The sequence below is a fragment of the Mycobacterium sp. NS-7484 genome (genome assembly GCF_001953975.1).
GTDB lineage: Bacteria > Actinomycetota > Actinomycetes > Mycobacteriales > Mycobacteriaceae > Mycobacterium.
On record NZ_MBEJ01000094.1, the window covers coordinates 55,295 to 76,055 of the forward strand.

Genomic DNA, 20,761 nt, shown 5'->3' on the forward strand with positions numbered 1-20,761 from the left:
AGCCGCTGATCTCTTCCGGGGGGATCCCGTCGTGGACCGGTCATGGATGCGTACCACCGCTGCCGGCTGTGCAATCGCGTGCGGAGCCATGGTGGCCGGGCCTGGAATGGCCGGCACCGCAGTGGCCTCCGCCGATCTGTTCGGCATCGACTTCGACGTGCTGCACATCTTCGACCACAAGCAAAAGAAGAAAAAATCCGATCGCGGGGCCCGGGTCGGTGCGCAGCGCAACGGCCGTATCGGTGGGCCACCGGCATCGTCCGGGACGTCCGGGACGTCCGGGGCTTCCGAGGCTTCGGGAGCGTCGGCCAAGGTGGGTGCCTCCGAAGCCTCTGCGCCGGAGGCTCGTGCGGCCACCTCCGCGCAGGCTCCGACCGCCGTCGTGTCCGTGGGTGAGGTTCTGTCGGCGGGCGTGGCCGGGGGAGGTGTCCTCACCTCCCGTGGGGGCGGGGCCGCCGGGATTCCCCGCAACGGCAACATCGGCAGGGCACCCAACCTCGCTCCGGTGCCCACCGCGCCGAGCAGTCGGAAAATAGTCATTCGTGCGGCCCCGCCGAAGGCGCCGGCGCCGTTGTCACCCGCCGTTCCCGCGGCGCCGGCCGCCCCGGCGCCGGTGGTCGCTCCACCCGCGCCGGTCATCACCGCACCCGCACCCGTCGCGCCCCCGGCGGCTACACCGCCGGCCCCGATGGCGCCCGCGCCCAGATCGGAACCCCCTGCCGCCCAGTTCCTTACGGCTCCGGCGGTCCCGGAGTCCTTCCGTCCGGGATACGCGGATTATCTGCGCACCGCCAGTACTTCCGATCTTCTCTTCGCCGTGCTGCCCGGATTGGGCGGCATGGTGTTGTTGACCGCGGTGGGCGGCGTGGCCGGCTTCCGCCAGGCGCGGGCCGCACACCGACTGCCCTCGCCGCAGATCGCCCGGTTCCTGCCGTAGCCGGTGTCCGACGTGGCACCGGATATCGAGGTGCAGTGACGTCAGGCCGGGCTCCTTGCGGACGGCAAACACCGCGCAACGCGCCGAGCGACGTGTCGACGACGGTGCGGCCCGCATTTGTGAAGGTCAGTTAGATTCATTGTGCATCGCGGCACGGTGTCGACCGGTGTGCAGCAATGGCCCGATTCGTGGTCCATTCACCGAATTCACCAACCATCTGCCGATGTTTGGTCGGCGTCTGCCCGGTTTCACCACCGTCGCTCGTGGGCCCTCCTCAGTACTCGGCATGTGCGGTGGCGGGTATGCCAGCACGCACCGCATCCGGGTGAATATCAAGGCGTCAAGGCGATTCGGACCAAGTCCGTCGTTTGCGCCTTTATTGACGCATCGGCGTGTTTTACTCTTCGGGATCGGGTCGTGCTCACCATTGCGCACCTCGCGTCCGCGCGGGTGTGCACGTGGTCGAGCTTGGAATGTCACCGCGTCCCAGACTGGGCATCTCGCCGAGTTCGCATCCGATCTGTAGATGCATATTTGTGCGCCCGTCGTGGTGCCGGGCACGGAGACAGGCGGAGGACTCGCGATTTTCAGGATTCTGAAGCGGCTGTGGATTCCGCTGGTGCTCGTGGTGGTCGCTGTCGCAGGTGGATTCACGGTGTCGCGGTTGCACGATGTCTTCGGCAGTCAGAGCCGTCCTACATACACCAGCACCGAGCGAGAGGAGAAGCGCCCGCACGATCCCAAGCATCTGGTGTACGAGGTGTTCGGCCCACCCGGGACCGTCGCGACCATCAGCTACTTCGATGCCGATGCCGAGCCGCAACTCATCCGGGACGCGCTGCTGCCCTGGTCGGTGGAGTTCCCGATTTCGGATGCGACGGCGATGGGAAACGTCACCGCACAGGGCAACACGGAGTCCATCGGGTGCCGCATCCTCGTCGGCGACGAGGTGAAGGATGAGAAAGTCCGGTCCGGCGTGAGCGCATTCACCTTCTGTCAGCTGAAGGCCGCATGAGCACCGACAGTGAACCGGTGACGGAGCCGTTGCCGATCGCCAGGCACCGGCCGGTCATCGCGCATCTGGTCCGCGTGCTGTCCGTACCGATCATCCTTGGCTGGCTGGCGATCACGGTGCTCTTGAGTGTCGCCGTTCCGTCGCTCGAGCAGGTGGAGAAAGAACACGCCGTGGCGATGGATCCCACCGCTGCACCGTCGTTCGAGGCGATGCAGCGCATGGGCCAGCTCTTCGGCGAAGCCGGTTCCGGTGCGGTCGCAATGATCGTCCTGGAGGGCGAACAACCCCTTGGTGACGACGCCCACGGCTATTACGACGACATGGTTCGTCAGTTGAAAGCCGACACCACCCATGTGGAGCACGTCCAGGATTTCTGGGGCGACCCGATGACGCAGGGCGCCGCGCAGAGCCTCGACGGCAAGGCCACCTATGTGCAGGTGACCCTGACCAGCAACCAGGAGATGTCTGCGGTCAAATCCGTTGAGGCCGTGCGGGAGATCGTCGACCGGATCCCGGCCCCGGCCGGGGTCGAGGCCTATGTCACCGGACCGGCGGCATTCGCTGCGGATCTGGGGCCGGCCGGCAACCGGACGGTGGCGCTGGTGACCTCGTTGAGTCTCACGGTGATCTTCGTGATGTTGCTGCTCGTCTACCGATCGATCGTCTCCGTCATTTTGATGCTCGTGGTCGTGGGCATCGAGCTGACGGTGGCACGCGGGGTCGTCGCCCTGCTGGGTAGTCTCGGGGTCATCGGGATCACCACGTTCGTCGTCAATCTGTTGGTGGCACTCGCGATCGCGGCGGGAACGGATTACGGCATCTTCTTCACCGGGCGCTATCAGGAGGCACGCCAGGCGGGTGAGGACAAAGAGGCGGCGTTCTACACGACGTTCCGAAGCGTCGCGAAGGTGGTCGTAGGTTCCGGTTTGACGATTGCCGGCGCGATTCTCTGTCTGCATTTCACCCGCCTACCCGTCTACCAAACTCTCGGCGTTCCCACCGCGATCGGCATGGTGGCTGCTGTTCTGGTGGCAGTCACGTTGGTGCCCGCGGTCATTGCCGTGGGCAGCCGCTTCGGATTGTTCGAGCCCAAGCGCAAGATCACCGTCCGCCGGTGGCGGAAGGTGGGAACGGCTGTCGTTCGATGGCCGGGCCCGATTCTCGTTGCGACGTGCGCGGTTTCGCTCATCGGTCTGTTGGCACTTCCCGCCTACAAGCCCAGCTACAACGATCAGAAGTACATACCCCAGGACATCCCGGCCAATGTCGGCTACGCGGCGGCCACACGGCATTTTCCGCAGTCACTGATGATGGCGCCCGACATCCTGTTGATCGAGGCCGACCACGACATGCGAAATCCGGTCGATTTCTTGGTCTTGAACAAACTGGCGAAGGGCGTGTTGTCGGTGCCGGGTGTGTCGACCGTGCAGGCGCCGACCCGTCCCGGCGGTGAGCCCCTCAAGCACTCGACGATCCCGTTCATGCTCAGCATGAGCAACGCATCGCAGACGCACCTGATGCCGTTCCAGAAGAATCGGATGGACGACCTGCTGGTCCAGGCCGACGATATGCAGAAGACGATCACGATCGTCAAGCGCATGCAGGCGCTGACCGAAGAGATGGTCAACACGACCCATCGAATGGTCGCCGACACTCACGAGCTGCAACAGACAACGAACCAATTGCGCGACCACGTCGCGAATTTCGACGACTTCTTCCGACCCATCCGCAACTACTTCTACTGGGAGCCGCACTGTTACACGATTCCCATCTGTTCGTCGATCCGATCGGTGTTCGACACGCTCGATGGCATTGACCAGATCACCGTCAAGATGGTCGATCTCGTCGCCAATCTCGATCGCCTCGACGAGATTCTGCCCCAGTTGGCGGCTCAGTTCCCCGTGATGATCTCGACCATGGAATCCACCCGCACCATGATGCTGACGATGCACAGCACCATGTCCGGAATCATGGAGCAGATGGAGGCGACGTCCGACAACGCCACCGCGATGGGCAAGGCATTTGACGCCGCGCAGAACGACGACTCCTTCTACCTTCCCCCAGAAGTCTTCGAGAACAAAAACTTTCAACGTGTGATGGACATCTTCCTGTCTCCGGACGGGAAGGCGGCCCGCATGCTCATATCCCAACGCGGCGACCCGGCGACCACCGAAGGCATGTCGCTGGTCGACCCGATCGAAACGGCAGCGCAGGAAGCGCTCAAGGGCACACCGCTACAGAACGCCACCATCTATCTCACGGGCACTGCAGCGTCGGTGAAAGATCTGGTGGAAGCCTCCACCTACGATCTGCTGATCGCGGCTGTCGCAGCGCTGTGTCTGATCTTCGGCATCATGCTGATCGTCACGCGAAGCCTGATCGCGGCGCTGGTGATCGTGGGGACGGTGGCGCTGTCGCTGGGCGCGGCATTCGGGCTGTCGGTGCTCATCTGGCAGCACATTCTCGGTATGCCCTTGAACTGGGTTGTTTTGGCGATGTCGGTGATCGTGTTGTTGGCAGTGGGCTCGGATTACAACCTGCTGCTGGTCTCGCGGATGAAAGAGGAGATCGGCGCCGGCATCAACACCGGCATCATCCGGGCCATGGGCGGCAGCGGCAAGGTGGTCACCGCCGCCGGCCTGGTGTTCGCGTTCACGATGTTGGCGATGGTGGTCAGTGACCTGGTCACCATCGGCCAGTTGGGCGCGACCATCGGCGTCGGATTGCTGTTCGACACGTTGGTGGTGCGGGCGTTCATGACTCCGGCGATCGCCGCGCTGCTCGGACGATGGTTCTGGTGGCCGCAGCGGGTGCACCCGCGCCCGCTCAGCGCAGCGCGTCGCACACCCGGCCGTGGCCAACTTGTCCGGTCCATTCTGCAGAGGCAAGAGCGCTGAGCGGCATGGCAGCGTTGATCTATCGGCTCGCAGTGCCGATCATCCTCGGATGGCTGGCGCTCATCGCCGTTGTGACCTTCGCTGTGCCGTCGTTGGAGCAAGTGGGCCGGGAAAGCTCCGTACCGCTGGTGCCCAGAGACGCGCCGTCGTTTCAGGCGATGCAGCGCATGGGGGAGGTGTTCGGGGAATCCGATTCCGACAGCGTCGCGATGATCGTCCTGGAGGGCGAGAAGCCCCTGGGTGAAGACGCGCACCGCTATTACGACGAGCTGATTCGTCAGCTGAGGGCAGACACCGCCCATGTGCAGCATGTGCAGGACTATTGGGGCGACTCGCTCACCGCCTCGGGCGTGGAAAGCGCCGACGGCCTCAGCGCCTATGTTCAGCTGAACCTGGCGGGCAACCAGGGCCAAGCGTTGGCAAACGAGTCGGTGGAAGCGGTCCGGGACGTCGTGGCGAAGACGCCGCCACCGGCCGGAATCAGAACCTATGTCACCGGACCCTCTCCGCTGGTGACGGATATGAACCACGCCGGTGATTCCTCGATCATGAAGATCACACTGGTGACGCTTGCGGTCATCTTCACGATGTTGCTCTTCGTGTATCGCTCGATCACCACGGTCGTCCTGCTGTTGGCGATGGTCGGGATCCAAGTCCAGGCGGCCCGGGGCGTCGTCGCGTTTCTCGGTGACCATCAGATCCTTGGACTTTCGACATTTGCGGTCAATCTGCTGGTGTCGCTCGGTATCGCGGTCGGAACGGATTACGGGATATTTTTCATCGGTCGCTATCACGAAGCCCGGCAAGCCGGCGAGGACCGAGAAACCGCGTTTTACACCACCTATCGCAGTGTCGCCAAGGTGGTGGTGGCATCAGGACTGACGATTGCCGGGGCCATCTACTGCCTGAGCTTCACCCGCTTGCCCTACTTCGAGACAATGGGCGTACCTTCGGCTGTCGGCATGGCCGTCGCCGTCGCGGTGGCTGTCACGCTGGTTCCGTCCGTCATCGCCGTGGGCGGTCGCTTCGGGTTGTTCGAGCCCAGGCGCAAGCTCATGGTCAGACGCTGGCGCGGCGTGGGCACCGCGGTGGTCCGTTGGCCTGTGCCCATTCTGGCTGCCGCGTGCACCGTGGCGTTCGTCGGCCTGCTGGCCCTGCCCGGATACCAGACCAGCTACGACGACCGACTGTATGTGCCCCAAGGCATCCCGGCCAATGTCGGATATGCCGCAGCAGAACGACACTTTCCCGAGTCGCGGATGACGCCGGACATCCTGATGCTCGAAGCCGACCACGACATGCGCAACCCGACCGACTTTCTGGTACTACACAAGCTGGCCAAACACATCTTCGGGGTGCCGGGCATCGCCACGGTGCAGACCATCACCCGGCCCGAAGGCAGCCCGATCGAACGCACGTCGATCCCGTTTCAAATCAGCCTGCAAAGTGCCGGCCTTCTTCAGGTGATGCCGTTCGCGAAAGATCGCATGAATGACATGGTGAAGCAGGCGGACGACATGCAGAAGATGATCACCCAGATGGAGGGCACCTACAACCTGATGCGGTTGATCGGCTCGATCACCCACAACACGGTCGAATTGACCGGTGAGACAGCAGAACTCACCGACCAGCTGATGGCGACCGTGGCAAGTTTCGACGACTTTTACCGGCCGCTGCGCAACTACCTGTACTGGGAAGGCCACTGCTACAACATTCCGGTCTGCTTCGCGATTCGATCCGTGTTCGACGCGCTCGATGGCACCGACAAACTCAGCCTTCAGCTACACAAACTTCTCGACAACCTCGTGCGAGTCGATGGGTTACAAGCACAGCTCGTCACACAGTTGCCACCGATGATCGCGATCATGAAGTCGATGCGAAACATGATGCTGACGATGCACAGCACCATGTCCGGGATGATCGCCATCGTCGACGACACGACGTCGAACGCCACCTCGATGGGGAAGATCTACGACGCTGCACAGAATGACGACTCTTTCTACCTTCCGCCAGAGGTGTTCGAGAACAAAGACTTTCAACGTGCGATGAGTTTGTTCTTCTCGCCCGATGGCAAGGCCGTGCGGTTGATCCTCACCCACCGGGGCGATCCCGGGACACCCGAAGGTATCTCCCGAGTCGATGCCGTGCGGACGGCCGCAGAGGAGGCGATCAAGGTGACTCCGTTGGAGAACGCCTCGATCCACCTGGCCGGTACCGCCGCGACGTACAAGGATTTGCGGGACGGGTCGAGATACGACCTGTTCATCGCCGGGGTCGCAGCGCTCTGTCTGATTTTCGGGATCATGTTGATCGTCACGCGAAGCTTCGTGGCCGCCCTGGTGATCGTCGGGACGGTGGCACTGTCGCTGGGGGCCGCATTCGGGCTTTCGGTGCTCGTCTGGCAACACATCCTCGGCATCCAGCTGCATTGGTTGGTGTTGGCGATGTCGGTGATCGTGCTGTTGGCCGTGGGGTCTGATTACAACCTGTTGCTGGTGTCGCGGATGAAAGAGGAGATCGGCGCCGGCATCAACACCGGCATCATCCGGGCCATGGGCGGCACCGGGAAGGTGGTGACCACTGCCGGCCTGGTGTTCGCGTTCACCATGTTGTCGATGGTGGTCAGCGATCTGCGCATCATCGGGCAGGTGGGATCCACCATCGGACTGGGGTTGCTGTTCGACACGCTGGTGGTACGCGCATTCATGACCCCGGCGATCGCGGCGCTGTTGGGGCGGTGGTTCTGGTGGCCACTGAGAGTCCGGCAGCGACCGGCAAGTGCGGTACTGGGCCCGGTGCACCCGCCCGTCAGCCCAATGATTGCGCAGGAGGTCTGATTTCACAGGTGTACCGGAAAGAACCCGAGTAAGGCCCGCCAGACTCACCTCGAGCCGGTCGGGAAGCAGTGGTAGAGAGGAGATTTGCACATGTTCGGTCTGTCATCGACCCGACTGTCCGCCGGAATCGGGGGACTGGCACTGTCATTGGCCGCGGGATCGGGCGTCGCCTCGGCGGCGCCGAACCTGGACGCCGCAATCAACACGACGTGTAGCTATCCCCAGCTGGTATCGGCACTCAATGCCCAGGATCCGCAAGTCGCCAACGCATTCAGCAAGTCGCCCATCTTGCAGCGCGGTTTGCGCGAGTTCCTGGCCGACGGGCCGGACAAGCGGGCGAAGACGGCTCGGGACGTAGCGAACGCCCCGATGTTCCAGCCGTACCTCGGCACCATCGAACAAGCATTCAACACGTGCCACAACTTCTGAGCTGAGATGACCGTGAGCCGCTGCGCACGCCTCGTTGAGCGTCTGCCCGAAAACCTCAAGCCGTCACCGACACTCAAGGATCGCTCGTGAGCACCGTCCGGCCGGTCCTGTTGTTCGTACTGGGTGTCCCTCGATCCGGGACATCGGCGGTCACCCGGGTTCTCTCGCTGTGTGGCGCCACGCTCCCGGCCGGACTGTCCGGTGCCGATCCGAGAAACCCACGTGGGTACTGGGAGCCGCGCGCGTCTCTTCATCTCAACAACACCATCTTGCGCAGCCACGGCAGCGCCGTATTCGACACGTCACTGCGATTGCAGGAGGACGGCGGGTTCGACGCCGGCCAGAAAGCGGACTGTGTCACCAAGGTTGGGCAATTTCTCGCCACATTGCCCTCTGCACCGTTGGTGCTCGTCAAAGATCTGCAGATAACGTTGCTGACCACTGTGTGGTTTGAAGCCGCCCGCCTGGCCGGCTACGACATCGCCGTCGTGAACATGGTGCGCCCACCACAGGAAGTCATCGCATCGGGAGCCGCGGACTTTCTGACCTCACCGGAACTCGGGAGTGCACTCTGGGTGAAGTTCAATCTGCTCGCGGAGCGGCATACCCGTACGGTGCCGCGGGTCTTCGTCGAGTACGCAAACCTCCTCGAAGATTGGCAGCGGGAAGTGAAACGCATCTCCCTGGCTCTTGGAATCGATCTGGACACCCGGGACGAGGGTGCCATCGAGGAGTTCCTCACCCCCGATCTCCACCGTCAGCGGCACACCGGGCCGGTGACCGATGCCTTCGGCACCGGCTGGATCCCCGAAGTCTACGAGGTGTTGCACGCCGCGGCACGTGACGAGCCCTGGAACCAAGCCGTCTTGGACCGCGTCTATGCCGAATATCGAGCGAGTGAACAGACTTTCCGGACGGTGTTCGAGAACTCCCACCGCCTGCACAAGCTCAACCGGTTCATCCGCCCATCCCTTTTGAAGCTGCGTTACGAAGCAGTGGCCCTGGCACACCGGCGTCGGGGGACGTGGGCGTGAGATGAGAAAGGCCACAGCTCCCACGCGGCCGGACAATCGGCTCGCATTGGCAGATGAAGCTCTGCTGGCAGAACATCACGCCGCAGGCATGAATGTCGTCATACAGGTCACCTGGCTATACGAACGGGCCGTCGACCTCGACGCGCTCCGACGTTTTCACCAAGCGCTCGGTCAGGGTTTGTTGGGCCGTCGCATCGAGCGTCCGGCGCTGCCGATCGCCCGGCATCGTTGGGTCGTCGACCGTGGTCCGTCTGAAATCGACATTGCCCAGTCGACGCGCCCACGTGCCGCACTGGGCGACTGGGTCGATGAGCGTTCGCAGCTGCCCGTCAACGCTGAATCAGGTCCAGGTTGGCACCTCGGTGTCGTTCCACTCGATGACGGCTCGACCGCCATCAGCCTGGTGCTCTCACACAACTTGATCGACGGCCTCGGACTGGCCCTCGTGATAATAGAAGGGACGCTGGGCAAGACCCGCGAGCTCGGCTACCCATCGCCACTGTCGCGCACGCGGTTTCGCGGGTTGATCCAGGATCTCCGGCACACCGCGATGGACGTACCCAATGTCGGCCGCGCGCTGATTGCCGCAGCGAAAGCTGCCCGCAAGCAAAGGCCCACCCGAGGCCAGGGGCATCCTTCACCGACGCGGCCGGCTGTCCCGATCGATACGGCGGACCGCGATGACACCGTCCTCGTGCCTGCGCTCACCGTCTACATCGACCTTGCCGACTGGGATGCGCGAGCTGAAGTGCTCGGAGGTGCCAGTCACACTCTGGCGGCGGCCTTCGCGGCCAAACTCGGTGAGCACCTCGGGCGCACGCGAGCAGCGGACGGCGCCGTCACCCTGCAATTGCCGATCAGCGACCGTGTCTCGGCGGACGACACGCGAGCGATGGCCCTGTCGTACGCGCGCGTCACCGTCGACCCATCGCAGGCCACAACAGATTTGCGTGAGATCCGCACCGCGATCAAACACACTCTGAAACACATGAGAGAGACACCGGATGTGTCCAAGGAACTCCTGTGGCTGACCTCCTTTGTGCCGAAGCGAGCGCTGAAAAAGATGGTTTCCAGCGTGCCGGCCGATCCTGACCAACCGGTGTTCTGTTCTTACCTGGGCGATCTCAGCTCACTGATCAGCCAAGCCGACGGTACGGTTGCCGAATTCGCCAATGCCCGCACCACCGGTCAGCAGGAATCGCGACAACTTCTCGATCGGACAGGCGGGCGGGCCGTCGTCCTCTCTGGCCGCTTGAGCGGCAAGATCTTCATCAGCGTCGGTGCTTACCAACCCGCTACTGAGAACACGACCGAGGCGTTGCGTGAACTGACTGCACGGACGCTGGACGACTTTCTCCTCGTCGGCGAGATCCACTGACATACCGAAAGAAGCGCTATGAAGTTGGTGCTGGCGAGTTATGGAACCCGCGGTGATGTGGAGCCCTGCGTCGCGCTCGGTCTCGAGCTGCTGCGCCGCGGCCACGACGTGCGTGTGGCAGTCCCGCCCGACTTGGTGGGGTTCGCCGAGACGGCCGGCCTCGTGACCGTTGCCTATGGCCCGGACACGGCGATTTGGTCGGACGCCCACCGCGACTTCTGGATCCGATTCTTCGGCAACTTTTGGAAGCCTCGAGAACTGCCCGAACTGTGGCGCGAGATGCGCGAAATCGGTGAGTCGGTCGTCGAGTTTTGGGAGGAGATCGCGGACACGCTGAAATCGCTGGCAGACGGAGCCGACCTGCTCATCACCTTCCTCAATTTCGAGCCACCCGCACTGAATGTCGCCGAGTATTACGACATTCCGTTGGTGACGGTGCACGTGTCACCCGTGCGGCCCAATGGGCGGATGCTGACGTTCCTGCCACCGATGCTCGGTCGTGCCGCCCTGAGACTCTACGAATGGGCGAACTGGCGGGGCGTCAAGAAGTTCGATGTCGCCCAACGCCGTCAACTGGGGCTGCCGAACGCCACCGGCTCCGCACCGCGGCGGATCACCGAACGCAGGTCACTGGAGATTCAAGCCTACGACGAGGTGTGTTTTCCCGGCTTGGACGATGAATGGGAGAACTGTTCGGGTCGAAGACCATTCGTCGGCGCGCTGACGATGGGGCGGACGACGGATACCGATGACGAGATCGACAGCTGGATCGCCGCGGGTACACCGCCCATCTTCTTCTGCTTCGGTAGCACACCGGTGAAATCTCCCGTTTCCACGCTCGAGATGATCAACACGGCGTGCGAGCGGTTGGGTGAGCGGGCGCTGGTGTGCTCGGGTGCAAGCGATTTCGTTCAGGCTTCCGATTCCAACCGGACAAAGGTCGTGAGCACAGTGAACTTCGCAGCGGTGTTTCCGGCTTGCCGCGTGCTTGTGCACCACGGTGGTATGGGCACCATGTCGGCCGGGCTGCGCGCGGGTGTACCGATGTTGATCTACTGGACGGCGCTCGACCAGGCAATCTGGTCAGCTCGCGCCAAGCGACTGAAAGTTGGTCTTGCGCGGCGCATATCCTCCGTAACCAGCGACTCGCTTGGTGCAGACCTGCGTACAGTTCTCCAACCGCAGTACGCCGCCCGTGCCCGTGCGATCGCCGGGCAGATGACGAATCCGGCCGACAGCGTCACCCGTACCGCTGATCTCGTGGAGGGGTTCGTCCTTGCAAGTACCCCAGCATGAGAATCGGTGAGCTCAGATGATGCCCAAACCCTTTACTACTTGCAACAACCCGATCATGACGAAGATGCCGATCATCACCTGACGGCGATTGGCCAGGGCCCAGTCGTGCACCGGCTGCAGGACAGTCTGGGTCCGCACCGGAGCGATCAGATGGCTGACGACGGCGACTTCGAAAACCAGGAACATGGTGACCACGAACGCGACGACGGCGACGATCTGCGTCCCCGTCGTGGTACCGGAGGATACGACGGTTGTCGAGACGAACAGGACGAGTGGGAACCCCGGCAGGAATCCCATGCCGCAGACCAGCGCAACCCACAACGCACCACTGTCCCAGGCCCTTTGGAGACGTGCGAAAAGTCGCCGGATCGCCGATTGGCTGTCTGGCCCGGCGCCATCGGCGACGGCTGCGAAAGGTGACGTGGCCGCAACGCCGGCCGGTGCCGGCACCTGTGTTCGACGACGCATCCAGAAACGTACGGCAATCAACGCGGCCACCGACAGCACCAGCACGCCCATGCCGAGTTGAATGTGTCGGCCCGCCGCAGTGGCTGTCGGTGCTTGAGGGCTGAACATGGGAGCGCGGTGCAGCAGCAACACCGGCACCAACAGAGCCGGAATATTGGTGCTGAGACAGCCGATCCAACAGACGAGCAGATTCTGAACCGGTCGAGGCCGGGAGATGATCAGAAGGATGAGGGCCAGAAGAGCGGGGTTGAACGCCATCAGAATTGCCATCCCGAGTAGTGAACCCCACACGGCCGGGAACACTACCTGCTGATTTGTTGCAATTTGGCGCTTTCGGGAGAAGATGTGCGCGGTCATCGGTCATGCTGCAGAAGCCGAATCATGGCCGTTCACTTTCTGATTCACGTGTTCGGTTTTGGACCGGAACCGCCTGCCGACGGGGATAATGACCGATGTCCCCGGCTGGCCCACGGGTATAGAGAACTGAAAGGCTAGAGGTCTCCCCGATGAAATTTGTTCTGGCGTTCTATGGGACTCGTGGTGATGTCGAGCCTGGTGTTGCGGTCGGTCGAGAGTTGCTGCGCCGTGGCCACGATGTACGCATGGCCGTATCGCCCGATCTGGTCGGATTCGTCGAAGCCGCGGGGCCGACGGCCATAGCCTGCGGACCCGACGTGCGGGTGTGGCAAGACCTGAACCGGGACTTCTGGGCCCGGTTCTTGCGAAAGTTCTGGAAAAACTTCTGGCGGGTCAGGGATCTGGTCGGGCTGCTTCGCGAGGAATGGCACCTTTTCGACCAGTACTGGCAAGAGGTCAGCACGACATTGATGTCCATGGCTCAAGGGGCCGATCTGCTGTTCACCGGTGTGATCGGCGAGGAGGCCGCAGGCAACGTCGCAGAGGCATGCGATATTCCGTTCGCGATGCTGCATGTCTTCCCGATGCGGCCCAATGGCCAACTCGTTCCCGCGCTACCCGCACGGCTGGCTCGCACAATGATGAGGGTGTCGGAGTGGCTGAGTTGGCCGATGATGAAACGACTTGAGGATCCACAGCGTCGGGCACTTGGCCTGCCGAAGGCCACCGGGCCCTCCGCGTGGCGGGTGGCCGAACGCGGCTCGTTGGAAATCCAAGCCTACGACGAGATCTACTTTCCCGGGCTGGCCACCGAGTGGGCGAAGTGGAACGGCCAGCGGCCTTTTGTCGGCGCGCTGACGATGGAGTTGGCCGGCGAGAATGATGACGAGGTCGCCTCGTGGATCGCCGCCGGGCCGTCGCCCGTCTGCTTCGGGTTCGGCAGCATGCCGGTCGACTCTGCCGACGACACGCTGGCGATGATCGGGGCGGCCTGCGCGGAGTTGGACGTACGCGCCTTGGTATGTGCGGGATCTAGTGATTTCAGCGGTATTCCACATTCCGACCACGTCCACGTGGTGGACACCTTGAACTACGCAGCTGTCTTTCCCGCGTGCCGCGCGGTGGTGCACCACGGTGGTGCGGGCACCACCGCCGCGGGACTACGCGCCGGCGTACCCACCTTGATCCTGTCGACCGATCTTGACCAGACGCTGTGGGGAGCTCGGGTAAAAAAGCTGGGCGTCGGTGTGGCGCGGCGCTTTTCAGCCACCACCCATCAGACGTTGGTCGCCGACTTGCGCACCATTCTCGGCCCCCGGTATGCCGATCGCGCCCGCGAAGTCGCCACTCAGATGACCAAGCCCGCCGAGAGTGCTGCGACCACCGCCGATCTGCTGGAAAGTTTTGCCCGGCGCGGCCGTATCGGCTGAGCGCTTTTGCACCAAAACCTTTGGATCCGATGGGCTCGAAGCCCGCAATGATCCATCATGTGTACGTGGACACCGGAACAACCGACATCGCGAAGATGCCCCGAGGTGGGCCCGATGCCTCCTGGCTGGACCGGCGGTTGCAGACCAACCGGCTGGAGTACCTCGACCGCGACGACGTCGAGGATCTGAAGCACAAGGTCATGGATTCACTCGATCGCGCCGGACGCAGGCGCAGGATCGGTATCCACGACAAGTGCGCGCGGATGGTGCTTCAGGAGGTAGCCGAGATATCTCATCCGAACATCCTCGAACTCGGCGCCGGCCTCGGCGGTCTCTCACGCAAGCTTTTGGAGAAACATCCGACCGCACAGGTGACGGTCACCGACATCGAACCCGCGTTCATCGCGAGTATGACCGCGTCCGACCTCGGCAGGCACCCACGAGCGACGATTCGGCAGATGGACGCCACCCGAATCGATGCGCCGGAAGGCTTCTACGATCTCGCGGTGTTTGCGTTGTCGCTGCATCACCTACCCCCTGAACTTGCCGCGCGAGTGTTCGCGGCGGGCACCAGGGCCGCGAAAAAACTGTTGATTGTGGACCTTCCGCGACCACCGGCGCCGCTACACCTGGGTCTGTTGGCGGTGGTGCTGCCGCTTGTCCGGATCTCGCCGCTGCAGCACGATGGGTTCATCAGTTCGCTTCGCGCCTACAGCCCATCGGCCCTACGTGCACTGGCTCGGTATGCCGATCCGTCGATCACCGTCGAGTTCCGGACGCGACGTGGATTGGGGCCGACGGTAGCGGTCGCCAGCCGTGGTCCGTACCGCACCTGACGGCGGCCCATTGTTTCCGGAGAGCTGCGGCACAACGCCGCATGGCGCTTGGGTACCGACTCAGATGCTGTTGAGCCCCTTGGCAATGAGCATGCACCCGGCCAACACACACATGGCGACGAGGATCTTGCGATGATGCGCCCACGCCCAATCATGTAGCCGGTGCACAACGACCTCGGTCTTGGCCGGTGCGGCCAGATAGCTGACGAGAACGATCTCGACCACGACCAACATCCCGATGATGAACGCGATCGTGGCGCTGATCTGTGTGCCGACCGCGGCTCCCGAGACGACCACGATTGCGAGGAGGAACAGCGCCACGTCCGGCGGTGCTCCGGCAAAAGACAAGCCGATGACGAACGACACCCACGAGGATCCGCTTTCCCAGGCTTGGTGAGCGCGCCGCAGTATCCGTCGGAATAGGGATTCACCATCCGCCGGCTCATCCCGGGCGCGAGCCAGCAACCGCGCGACCGGCGTCACGGTTTCTGAGTCGACGACCAAGGTGGTAGACGTGCTCCCTTCCGCAGCCGATACCTTGGCTCGTTGCCGCACCCAGAAGTGGACGGTCAGCAGTGTGGCAGTGACCAGCGCGACCGAACCCATGCCGATTTGTATGTAGCCGCCAGTTGAGCTCCTGGCCCAGGATTCCGCGGTCGATTTGAAAGCCGGGGTCAGGTGCAGCAGCATGAGCGGGCCTATCAACGTCGGGATGCATGCAGTTGCACACCCGGCTCCGAAGGCGAGGAGGTTTTGTACCGGCCGCGGGCGGGAGATGACGAGAAGGGTGATGCCGAGACGCATGGGATCGAGGCCGACCAGAATTCCCAGCGCCAGTACCGATCCCCACACGGCGGAAACACTACTCACGTTGCTGCCGTCTGTCGGCGGTTTTGACGCGCATGTGCTCACAGGCAACCGAGAACGCCAAAGTTGGCTCAGCAGTGTTTACTTCGCTGCACCGGCGCGTCCGAGGGGGCTGCCTGTTCCGACTCCGGAAAGCACCGCAACCGCTACACTTTTTCAGTTGCGTCAATTCGCGTGAGGAAGGTCGAATGAACGCGGTTACCAGTGAGTGTCGACTCTGCAGATCGACCGGCCCCCATCAGACGATCGAAATACGCGAGATGATGTTCGGCACCAAGGAACTGTTCGAATATTTCAGTTGCGCGTCGTGCGATTCACTGCAGATTGTCGATGCGCTCGATGGTGAAGACCTCATGCGGCACTATCCGTCAAATTACTACTCGCATAACGCATCGAACCAACCGAGCGTCTTCCAATGGCTGGTCACTCAGCATGACACCCACAAGCTGGGCGAAGGCTCCCGAATGCTCGGGCCTCTCATCGCAGCACGCGCCTCCGAAGGGATCTTCCGGGTACTTCTCGGCGGTGACGTCGTCCGAATGCTCGGTGAACTCGCAATTGCGCGGGACGCGCGAATTCTTGATGTGGGTTGCGGGACCGGAGCGTTGCTTGACCGATTGCACGGAATTGGATTCAAAAATCTCAGTGGAGCTGATCCATTCATAGCCGCCGATGGTGAGTCAGCTGCCGGGGTGCCATTGATGAAACGTGAGTTGAGTGCGGTGGAGGGTGAATTCGACCTCATCATGTTCAATCACTCCCTCGAGCATGTTCCCGACCCGGTCGCGGCACTGAAAGCGGCTGCCGGCAAGCTCGCAGTGGCCGGCGCATGCTTGGCGCGCGTACCCACGACGTCGTCAGAAGCCTGGTCCACCTACGGAGCGGACTGGGTGCAGGCCGACGCCCCTCGCCACATGGTCATCCCGTCTCGGCGGGGGATGGAGATGGCCGCCGGGCAGGCCGGGCTGCGGGTGGACAGAACGTTCGATGATTCGACTCTGGGTCAGTTTCTCGGCAGCGAGGCGTACCGGCGCGACGTTGCCGTGACCGATCCGAAGATCCTTCGATTGTTCGGGCCCAAGCAACTATGGGAGTGGGAGAAACGCGCCGTGTGGCTCAACCGGAACGGGCGCGGAGACCAGACGGGGTTCGTCTTGCGAGCGATGTGACGTCGCGGTCGCGGCAGGGGAGCGAAGCCGATTGTCATGTCCCGTACTCCGTAATTGGCCAACCGCGCCGAGTTCTGGCAACTTCGCGGTTACAGTCGTCGCAACAAATCGGAACACGACAGGGGCAGCTTCACGTGACCGACCTCGACGTTCGATCTCTGTATCTCGACCTCATCCGAACAAATCTCACTCGTTACGGGATGCAGGAACGAATGCCCGAACAGTGGTCACTGCGACGCCGTCTCTTCTTCAAGATGCTCAACCGCATGCTGGTGCGCAGTAGTGCGCATCGACTCGACCAGGCCGGCCCGGGCGGGCATCGACGTACGCTGGTTCAGCGAAAGCGGGACTTGGGCATCGACTGGCCTGCCGAGGCCGAGACAATGATCGGAATGCAGAGGCTCACCAGTCTTCAAAGCTGTGTTGAGACCGTGCTCGCTGACGACATCCCCGGCGACCTCATCGAATGTGGTGTGTGGCGAGGCGGCGCCTGCATCCTCATGCGGGCCGTGCTCGCGGCGTACGGCGACGAGGCACGCACCGTGTGGCTGGCGGACTCGTTCCAAGGCCTGCCCCCTGTCGACGCCGCAAACTACAAAGCAGATAAGGGGCTAAGAACGCAGAGCCTCTCGGGCATACTCGGCGTGTCAGAAACCGAGGTCAGAGCAAACTTTCAACGCTATGGACTTCTGGATGACCAGGTCCGATTTCTGCCCGGCTGGTTCAAGGACACCCTGCACGATGCGCCGGTCGATCACATCGCCGTCCTGCGGATCGACGGTGACCTGTACGAATCAACGATTCAAGCGCTCGAGGCGCTCTACCCGCGGTTATCTCGGGGCGGCTTCTGCATCATCGACGACTACCACGATCTCAAACCATGCCGCGAAGCCGTCACCGACTACCGTGCAGAACACGGAATAAGCGCCGAGATCGTCGACATCGATGGAACTGCCGTGCTCTGGCGCAAATAGCGGATCGCGTCGCCCGTATCGCGTTATGCTGCCGGGCAGTTGAGCTCGGTCCCGAGGCTCCCGCCGTCATTCCTTGGGGCGCAAGGAAAGTGAGAGGCCAAGAACTCCGATGAAGTTTGCATTCGCAAGCTACGGAACACGCGGTGATATCGAGCCGTGCGTCGCTGTCGGCCGTGAGCTGATCCGCCGCGGACACGATGTGCAAATGGCCGTACCGCCCGATCTCATCGCATTCGTCGAAGCCGCCGGGCCCACGGCCGTCGCCTACGGGCCGGACCTACAGGACGTCCTGGACGCACACCGCAGTTTCTGGACCCACCTCTTTCGCAATTTCTGGAAGGTCCGCGAGCTCATCGAATTGCGCCGCGAGGTGGTCGAACCTTTCCTGGAGTCCTGGAAGGACATCGTCGCCACCCTCACCTCCGTCGCCGAGGATGCCGACCTGCTGTTCACGGGCGTGAATTTCGAGGACGCCGCAGGCAACGTCGCGGAGTACTACGGCATCCCCTTGGCCACCCTGCACCTGTTTCCGTTGCGGGCCAACGGGCAGTTCGTGCCGTTTCTCCCTGCGGCGCTGGGCCGTTCGGCGATGAAGGCCTCCGAGTGGGTGGCGTGGCGCCTCGCCCAAAGAGTCGAGGGCGTACAACGCGGCGAACTGGCCCTGCCCAGGGCTACGGCGCCCTCGCCGTGGCGCCTCACCCGACGCGGATCCCTCGAGATCCAAGGCTATGACGGAGTGTGCTTTGCCGGACTGGCCGACGAATGGGCGCGGTGGTCAGGGCAGCGTCCCTTCGTCGGCGCACTGACAATGGATCTGCCCGCCGACACCGACGACGAGGTCGCCTCGTGGATCGCGGCCGGAACGCCACCGATCTTCTTCGGCTTCGGCAGCCTGCCGGTCCATTCCGCCGACGAACTTCTCCAGATGATCACCTCCACGTCCGCCCAGCTAGGTGAGCGAGCCCTCATATGTTCCGGCGGAACCGATTTCAGTGGGCTCCCTGGTTCTGACGACATCAAGGTGGTGAAGTCGATGAACTACTCGGCGATCTTCCCCACTTGTCGGGCCGTCGTACACCATGGCGGCACCGGCACCACAGCCGCCGGATTGCGCGCGGGGGTACCGACCCTGATCCTGTCGACCGATCTCGATCAGACGCTGTGGGGGAGGCGCGTCAAAGCGCTGAAAGTCGGTTCGTCCCGCCGCCTCTCGGCCACCACCGGCAAGACACTGGTGGCCGACTTGCGGACCGTTCTGGAACCGGACTATGCGGCTGCCGCCCGCGAAGTCGCCACGCAGATGACCAAACCTGCAGACAGCGTTACGGCCGCTGCCGACCTCGTCGAGGAGCTCGCCGGCCGTGGCCGCTACTTCGGTGAGTCGCGCAACGCGTGACTACTGGTGGGGCAGCGTGCCGTTGGTGCCGCCACCGGCATCGCGGTGTGGTCTCTCGCCGCCACGATGTGGATCATTCCCCCGCGGTGGGGCACGAAGGTGACGTGTTTGGCCCGCTGCTTCTCATCGGGTTCGGTGGTGGTGCTGAGCTCGACTCGGCGCAGGATCTCGCGCAGTACAAGCCGAATCTCGACCATGGCAAACGTGGCGCCGAGGCAGCGACGATTCCCACCGCCGAACGGTAACCAAGTGGTCGGGCTCAGAGTGGCACCGAGCATTCGATCGGGATCGAAGCGGTGGGGATGCGGGTACACCTCAGCGCTCGCGTGAACCAGTCCAATCGCCGGATCGACCATGATGCCTGCCGGTAGCCGGTAACCGCCCACCTCGGTCGGCTCTTTCAGTATTCGTCCTGAGCTGAAAAGTACCGGCCGTATTCTCAGGGTTTCTTTGATCACTGCGTCGAGATATTCGTCGCCGGCAGGATCGCCGGCCGCACTGGCGTCCGCGGCCACCACGGCTTTGGCCAGCGCCGCCGGATGCCGGGTCAAGCGCTCGAGAACCCAGGACAGCGCCGTCGCGGTTGTCTCATGCCCTGCCGCGATCGCGGTCAACAGCTGATCGCGCAATTCACTGTCGGTCATCGTTCGGCCGTCGTCGTCGGTGGCACGAACCAGCATGGCCAGCACATCCGTTCGTTGCTCCACGTTCGGGTCGGCACGACGATCGGCGATTTCGGCATAGAGCAGAGCGTCGGCTTCGGCGAATCGTCGGCCGACCCCTCGCCATGGTCGATGGCGTCGCAGGGCCGGTTTCGTAATCGCCGGTGTTTCCCACGGTTTCATGTAGAGCAGTCGCGGCACTACCGTGCGCAAGGCGGCGAGCCTGGCTGGGTCACTGGCCCCGATGACGGTTCGCAGGATCACCTCGAGCGTGATGTCGGTAGTCTTCGGCGCAACCGGGAAGCTCTTTCCGATCGGCCAACCGGCGATGTTCACTGCGGCGATGTCGACGATCTGAGCGGCTTGGTGTGCGACGGCATCGCGATGGAACGCCGGCATCGTCAGGCGACGCAGGGTGTGGTGCGCGTCCTCGTCGAGTACGAACAGAGAGCTGTCGCCGAGTAGTCCACGAAAGAACCAATGCGCCTCGCCGGAATGAAACACCCGCGGGTCCCCGGCGTACACGGTCTTGATGTCGGCCGGATCGGCGAGGTACACCACGGTGCCGGACAGCGGATTACGCAGTGTGAACACATTGCCGTAGCGCCGTTGACACCCCGACAGGAACCGGAGACCAAAGCCCGCCATCAGAACCGACTGCACCATCATGGGCAGCCGCGGTCCGGGTGGCAGTTCGGTTTGCGCAGTCTTGCTCACTTTTCGTGATCCCTAGCAGTAGACGGTATGAAGCTTGGCACCGATCACCCAGGAGCGCTGTA

Annotated in this window: 16 protein-coding genes; 13 read left to right on the plus strand and 3 right to left on the minus strand. The window is 63.0% G+C overall.

Translation table 11 applies throughout. The annotated features are described in order from the left end of the window. The first annotated feature begins 106 nt into the window (after positions 1-106). From A5733_RS17380 to A5733_RS17415, 8 genes are all read left to right on the plus strand, one after another. Positions 107-937, plus strand: a complete 831-nt coding sequence (locus tag A5733_RS17380) for a hypothetical protein (RefSeq protein ID WP_233152716.1) — start codon at positions 107-109, stop codon at positions 935-937. Between the two features lie 604 nt (positions 938-1,541). Then, a complete protein-coding gene (locus A5733_RS17385) occupies positions 1,542-1,952 on the plus strand; it encodes an MmpS family transport accessory protein (RefSeq protein ID WP_083666270.1) in 411 nt (136 codons plus the stop codon). After that, entirely contained in the window at positions 1,949-4,849 is a 2,901-nt protein-coding gene (locus tag A5733_RS17390; RefSeq protein WP_076241001.1) for an RND family transporter, read from the plus strand. The genes A5733_RS17385 and A5733_RS17390 overlap by 4 nt, the downstream gene beginning before the upstream one ends. A 5-nt stretch (positions 4,850-4,854) precedes the next feature. Next, entirely contained in the window at positions 4,855-7,686 is a 2,832-nt protein-coding gene (locus tag A5733_RS17395) for an RND family transporter (protein ID WP_076241002.1), read from the plus strand. Positions 7,687-7,776: 90 nt separating this feature from the next. Further along, positions 7,777-8,115 carry a hemophore-related protein gene (locus tag A5733_RS17400; protein ID WP_076241003.1) on the plus strand — a complete coding sequence of 113 codons (339 nt, stop codon included), beginning with the start codon at positions 7,777-7,779 and terminating at the stop codon, positions 8,113-8,115. 86 nt (positions 8,116-8,201) lie between these two features. Next, positions 8,202-9,149 (plus strand): sulfotransferase family protein, encoded by a 948-nt coding sequence (locus A5733_RS17405; protein WP_142254050.1) that lies wholly within the window; start codon positions 8,202-8,204, stop codon positions 9,147-9,149. A gap of 1 nt (position 9,150) precedes the next feature. Then, a complete protein-coding gene (locus A5733_RS17410; RefSeq protein ID WP_076241004.1) occupies positions 9,151-10,527 on the plus strand; it encodes a hypothetical protein in 1,377 nt (458 codons plus the stop codon). A gap of 18 nt (positions 10,528-10,545) precedes the next feature. After that, positions 10,546-11,823 (plus strand): glycosyltransferase, encoded by a 1,278-nt coding sequence (locus tag A5733_RS17415; RefSeq protein WP_076241005.1) that lies wholly within the window; start codon positions 10,546-10,548, stop codon positions 11,821-11,823. A gap of 12 nt (positions 11,824-11,835) precedes the next feature. Here the strand turns inward: A5733_RS17415 and A5733_RS17420 are convergent, their stop codons facing one another. Further along, the gene (locus tag A5733_RS17420; RefSeq protein WP_233152717.1) at positions 11,836-12,648 is read right to left on the minus strand and encodes a GAP family protein; all 813 of its coding nucleotides are present in this window, start codon (positions 12,646-12,648) and stop codon (positions 11,836-11,838) included. A gap of 149 nt (positions 12,649-12,797) precedes the next feature. Between A5733_RS17420 and A5733_RS17425 the strand changes: the two genes are divergently transcribed. Together A5733_RS17425 and A5733_RS17430 are read left to right on the plus strand one after the other, a co-directional pair. Next, on the plus strand, positions 12,798-14,078 hold the full coding sequence (locus A5733_RS17425; RefSeq protein WP_076241006.1) for a glycosyltransferase: 1,281 nt from the start codon (positions 12,798-12,800) through the stop codon (positions 14,076-14,078). Between the two features lie 47 nt (positions 14,079-14,125). Continuing rightward, positions 14,126-14,914, plus strand: coding sequence for a class I SAM-dependent methyltransferase (locus A5733_RS17430; protein WP_076241007.1), 789 nt, complete (start codon positions 14,126-14,128; stop codon positions 14,912-14,914). Between the two features lie 60 nt (positions 14,915-14,974). On the opposite strand, the gene A5733_RS17435 is transcribed toward A5733_RS17430, so the two are convergent. Beyond that, on the minus strand, positions 14,975-15,766 hold the full coding sequence (locus A5733_RS17435; RefSeq protein ID WP_076241008.1) for a GAP family protein: 792 nt from the start codon (positions 15,764-15,766) through the stop codon (positions 14,975-14,977). 203 nt (positions 15,767-15,969) lie between these two features. Here A5733_RS17435 and A5733_RS17440 point away from each other — a divergent pair, with 203 nt between their 5' ends. The 3 genes from A5733_RS17440 to A5733_RS17450 all read left to right on the plus strand — a co-directional run bounded on the left by A5733_RS17440 (position 15,970) and on the right by A5733_RS17450 (position 19,320). Next, the gene (locus A5733_RS17440; RefSeq protein ID WP_076241009.1) at positions 15,970-16,950 is read left to right on the plus strand and encodes a class I SAM-dependent methyltransferase; all 981 of its coding nucleotides are present in this window, start codon (positions 15,970-15,972) and stop codon (positions 16,948-16,950) included. A gap of 134 nt (positions 16,951-17,084) precedes the next feature. Beyond that, positions 17,085-17,924 (plus strand): TylF/MycF/NovP-related O-methyltransferase, encoded by an 840-nt coding sequence (locus A5733_RS17445; RefSeq protein WP_076241010.1) that lies wholly within the window; start codon positions 17,085-17,087, stop codon positions 17,922-17,924. A gap of 109 nt (positions 17,925-18,033) precedes the next feature. After that, positions 18,034-19,320, plus strand: a complete 1,287-nt coding sequence (locus A5733_RS17450) for a glycosyltransferase (protein ID WP_076241011.1) — start codon at positions 18,034-18,036, stop codon at positions 19,318-19,320. Here the strand turns inward: A5733_RS17450 and A5733_RS17455 are convergent. Continuing rightward, a complete protein-coding gene (locus A5733_RS17455; RefSeq protein WP_076241012.1) occupies positions 19,293-20,699 on the minus strand; it encodes a cytochrome P450 in 1,407 nt (468 codons plus the stop codon). The two genes, A5733_RS17450 and A5733_RS17455, sit on opposite strands and share 28 nt — an antisense overlap. Positions 20,700-20,761: the final 62 nt, after the last annotated feature.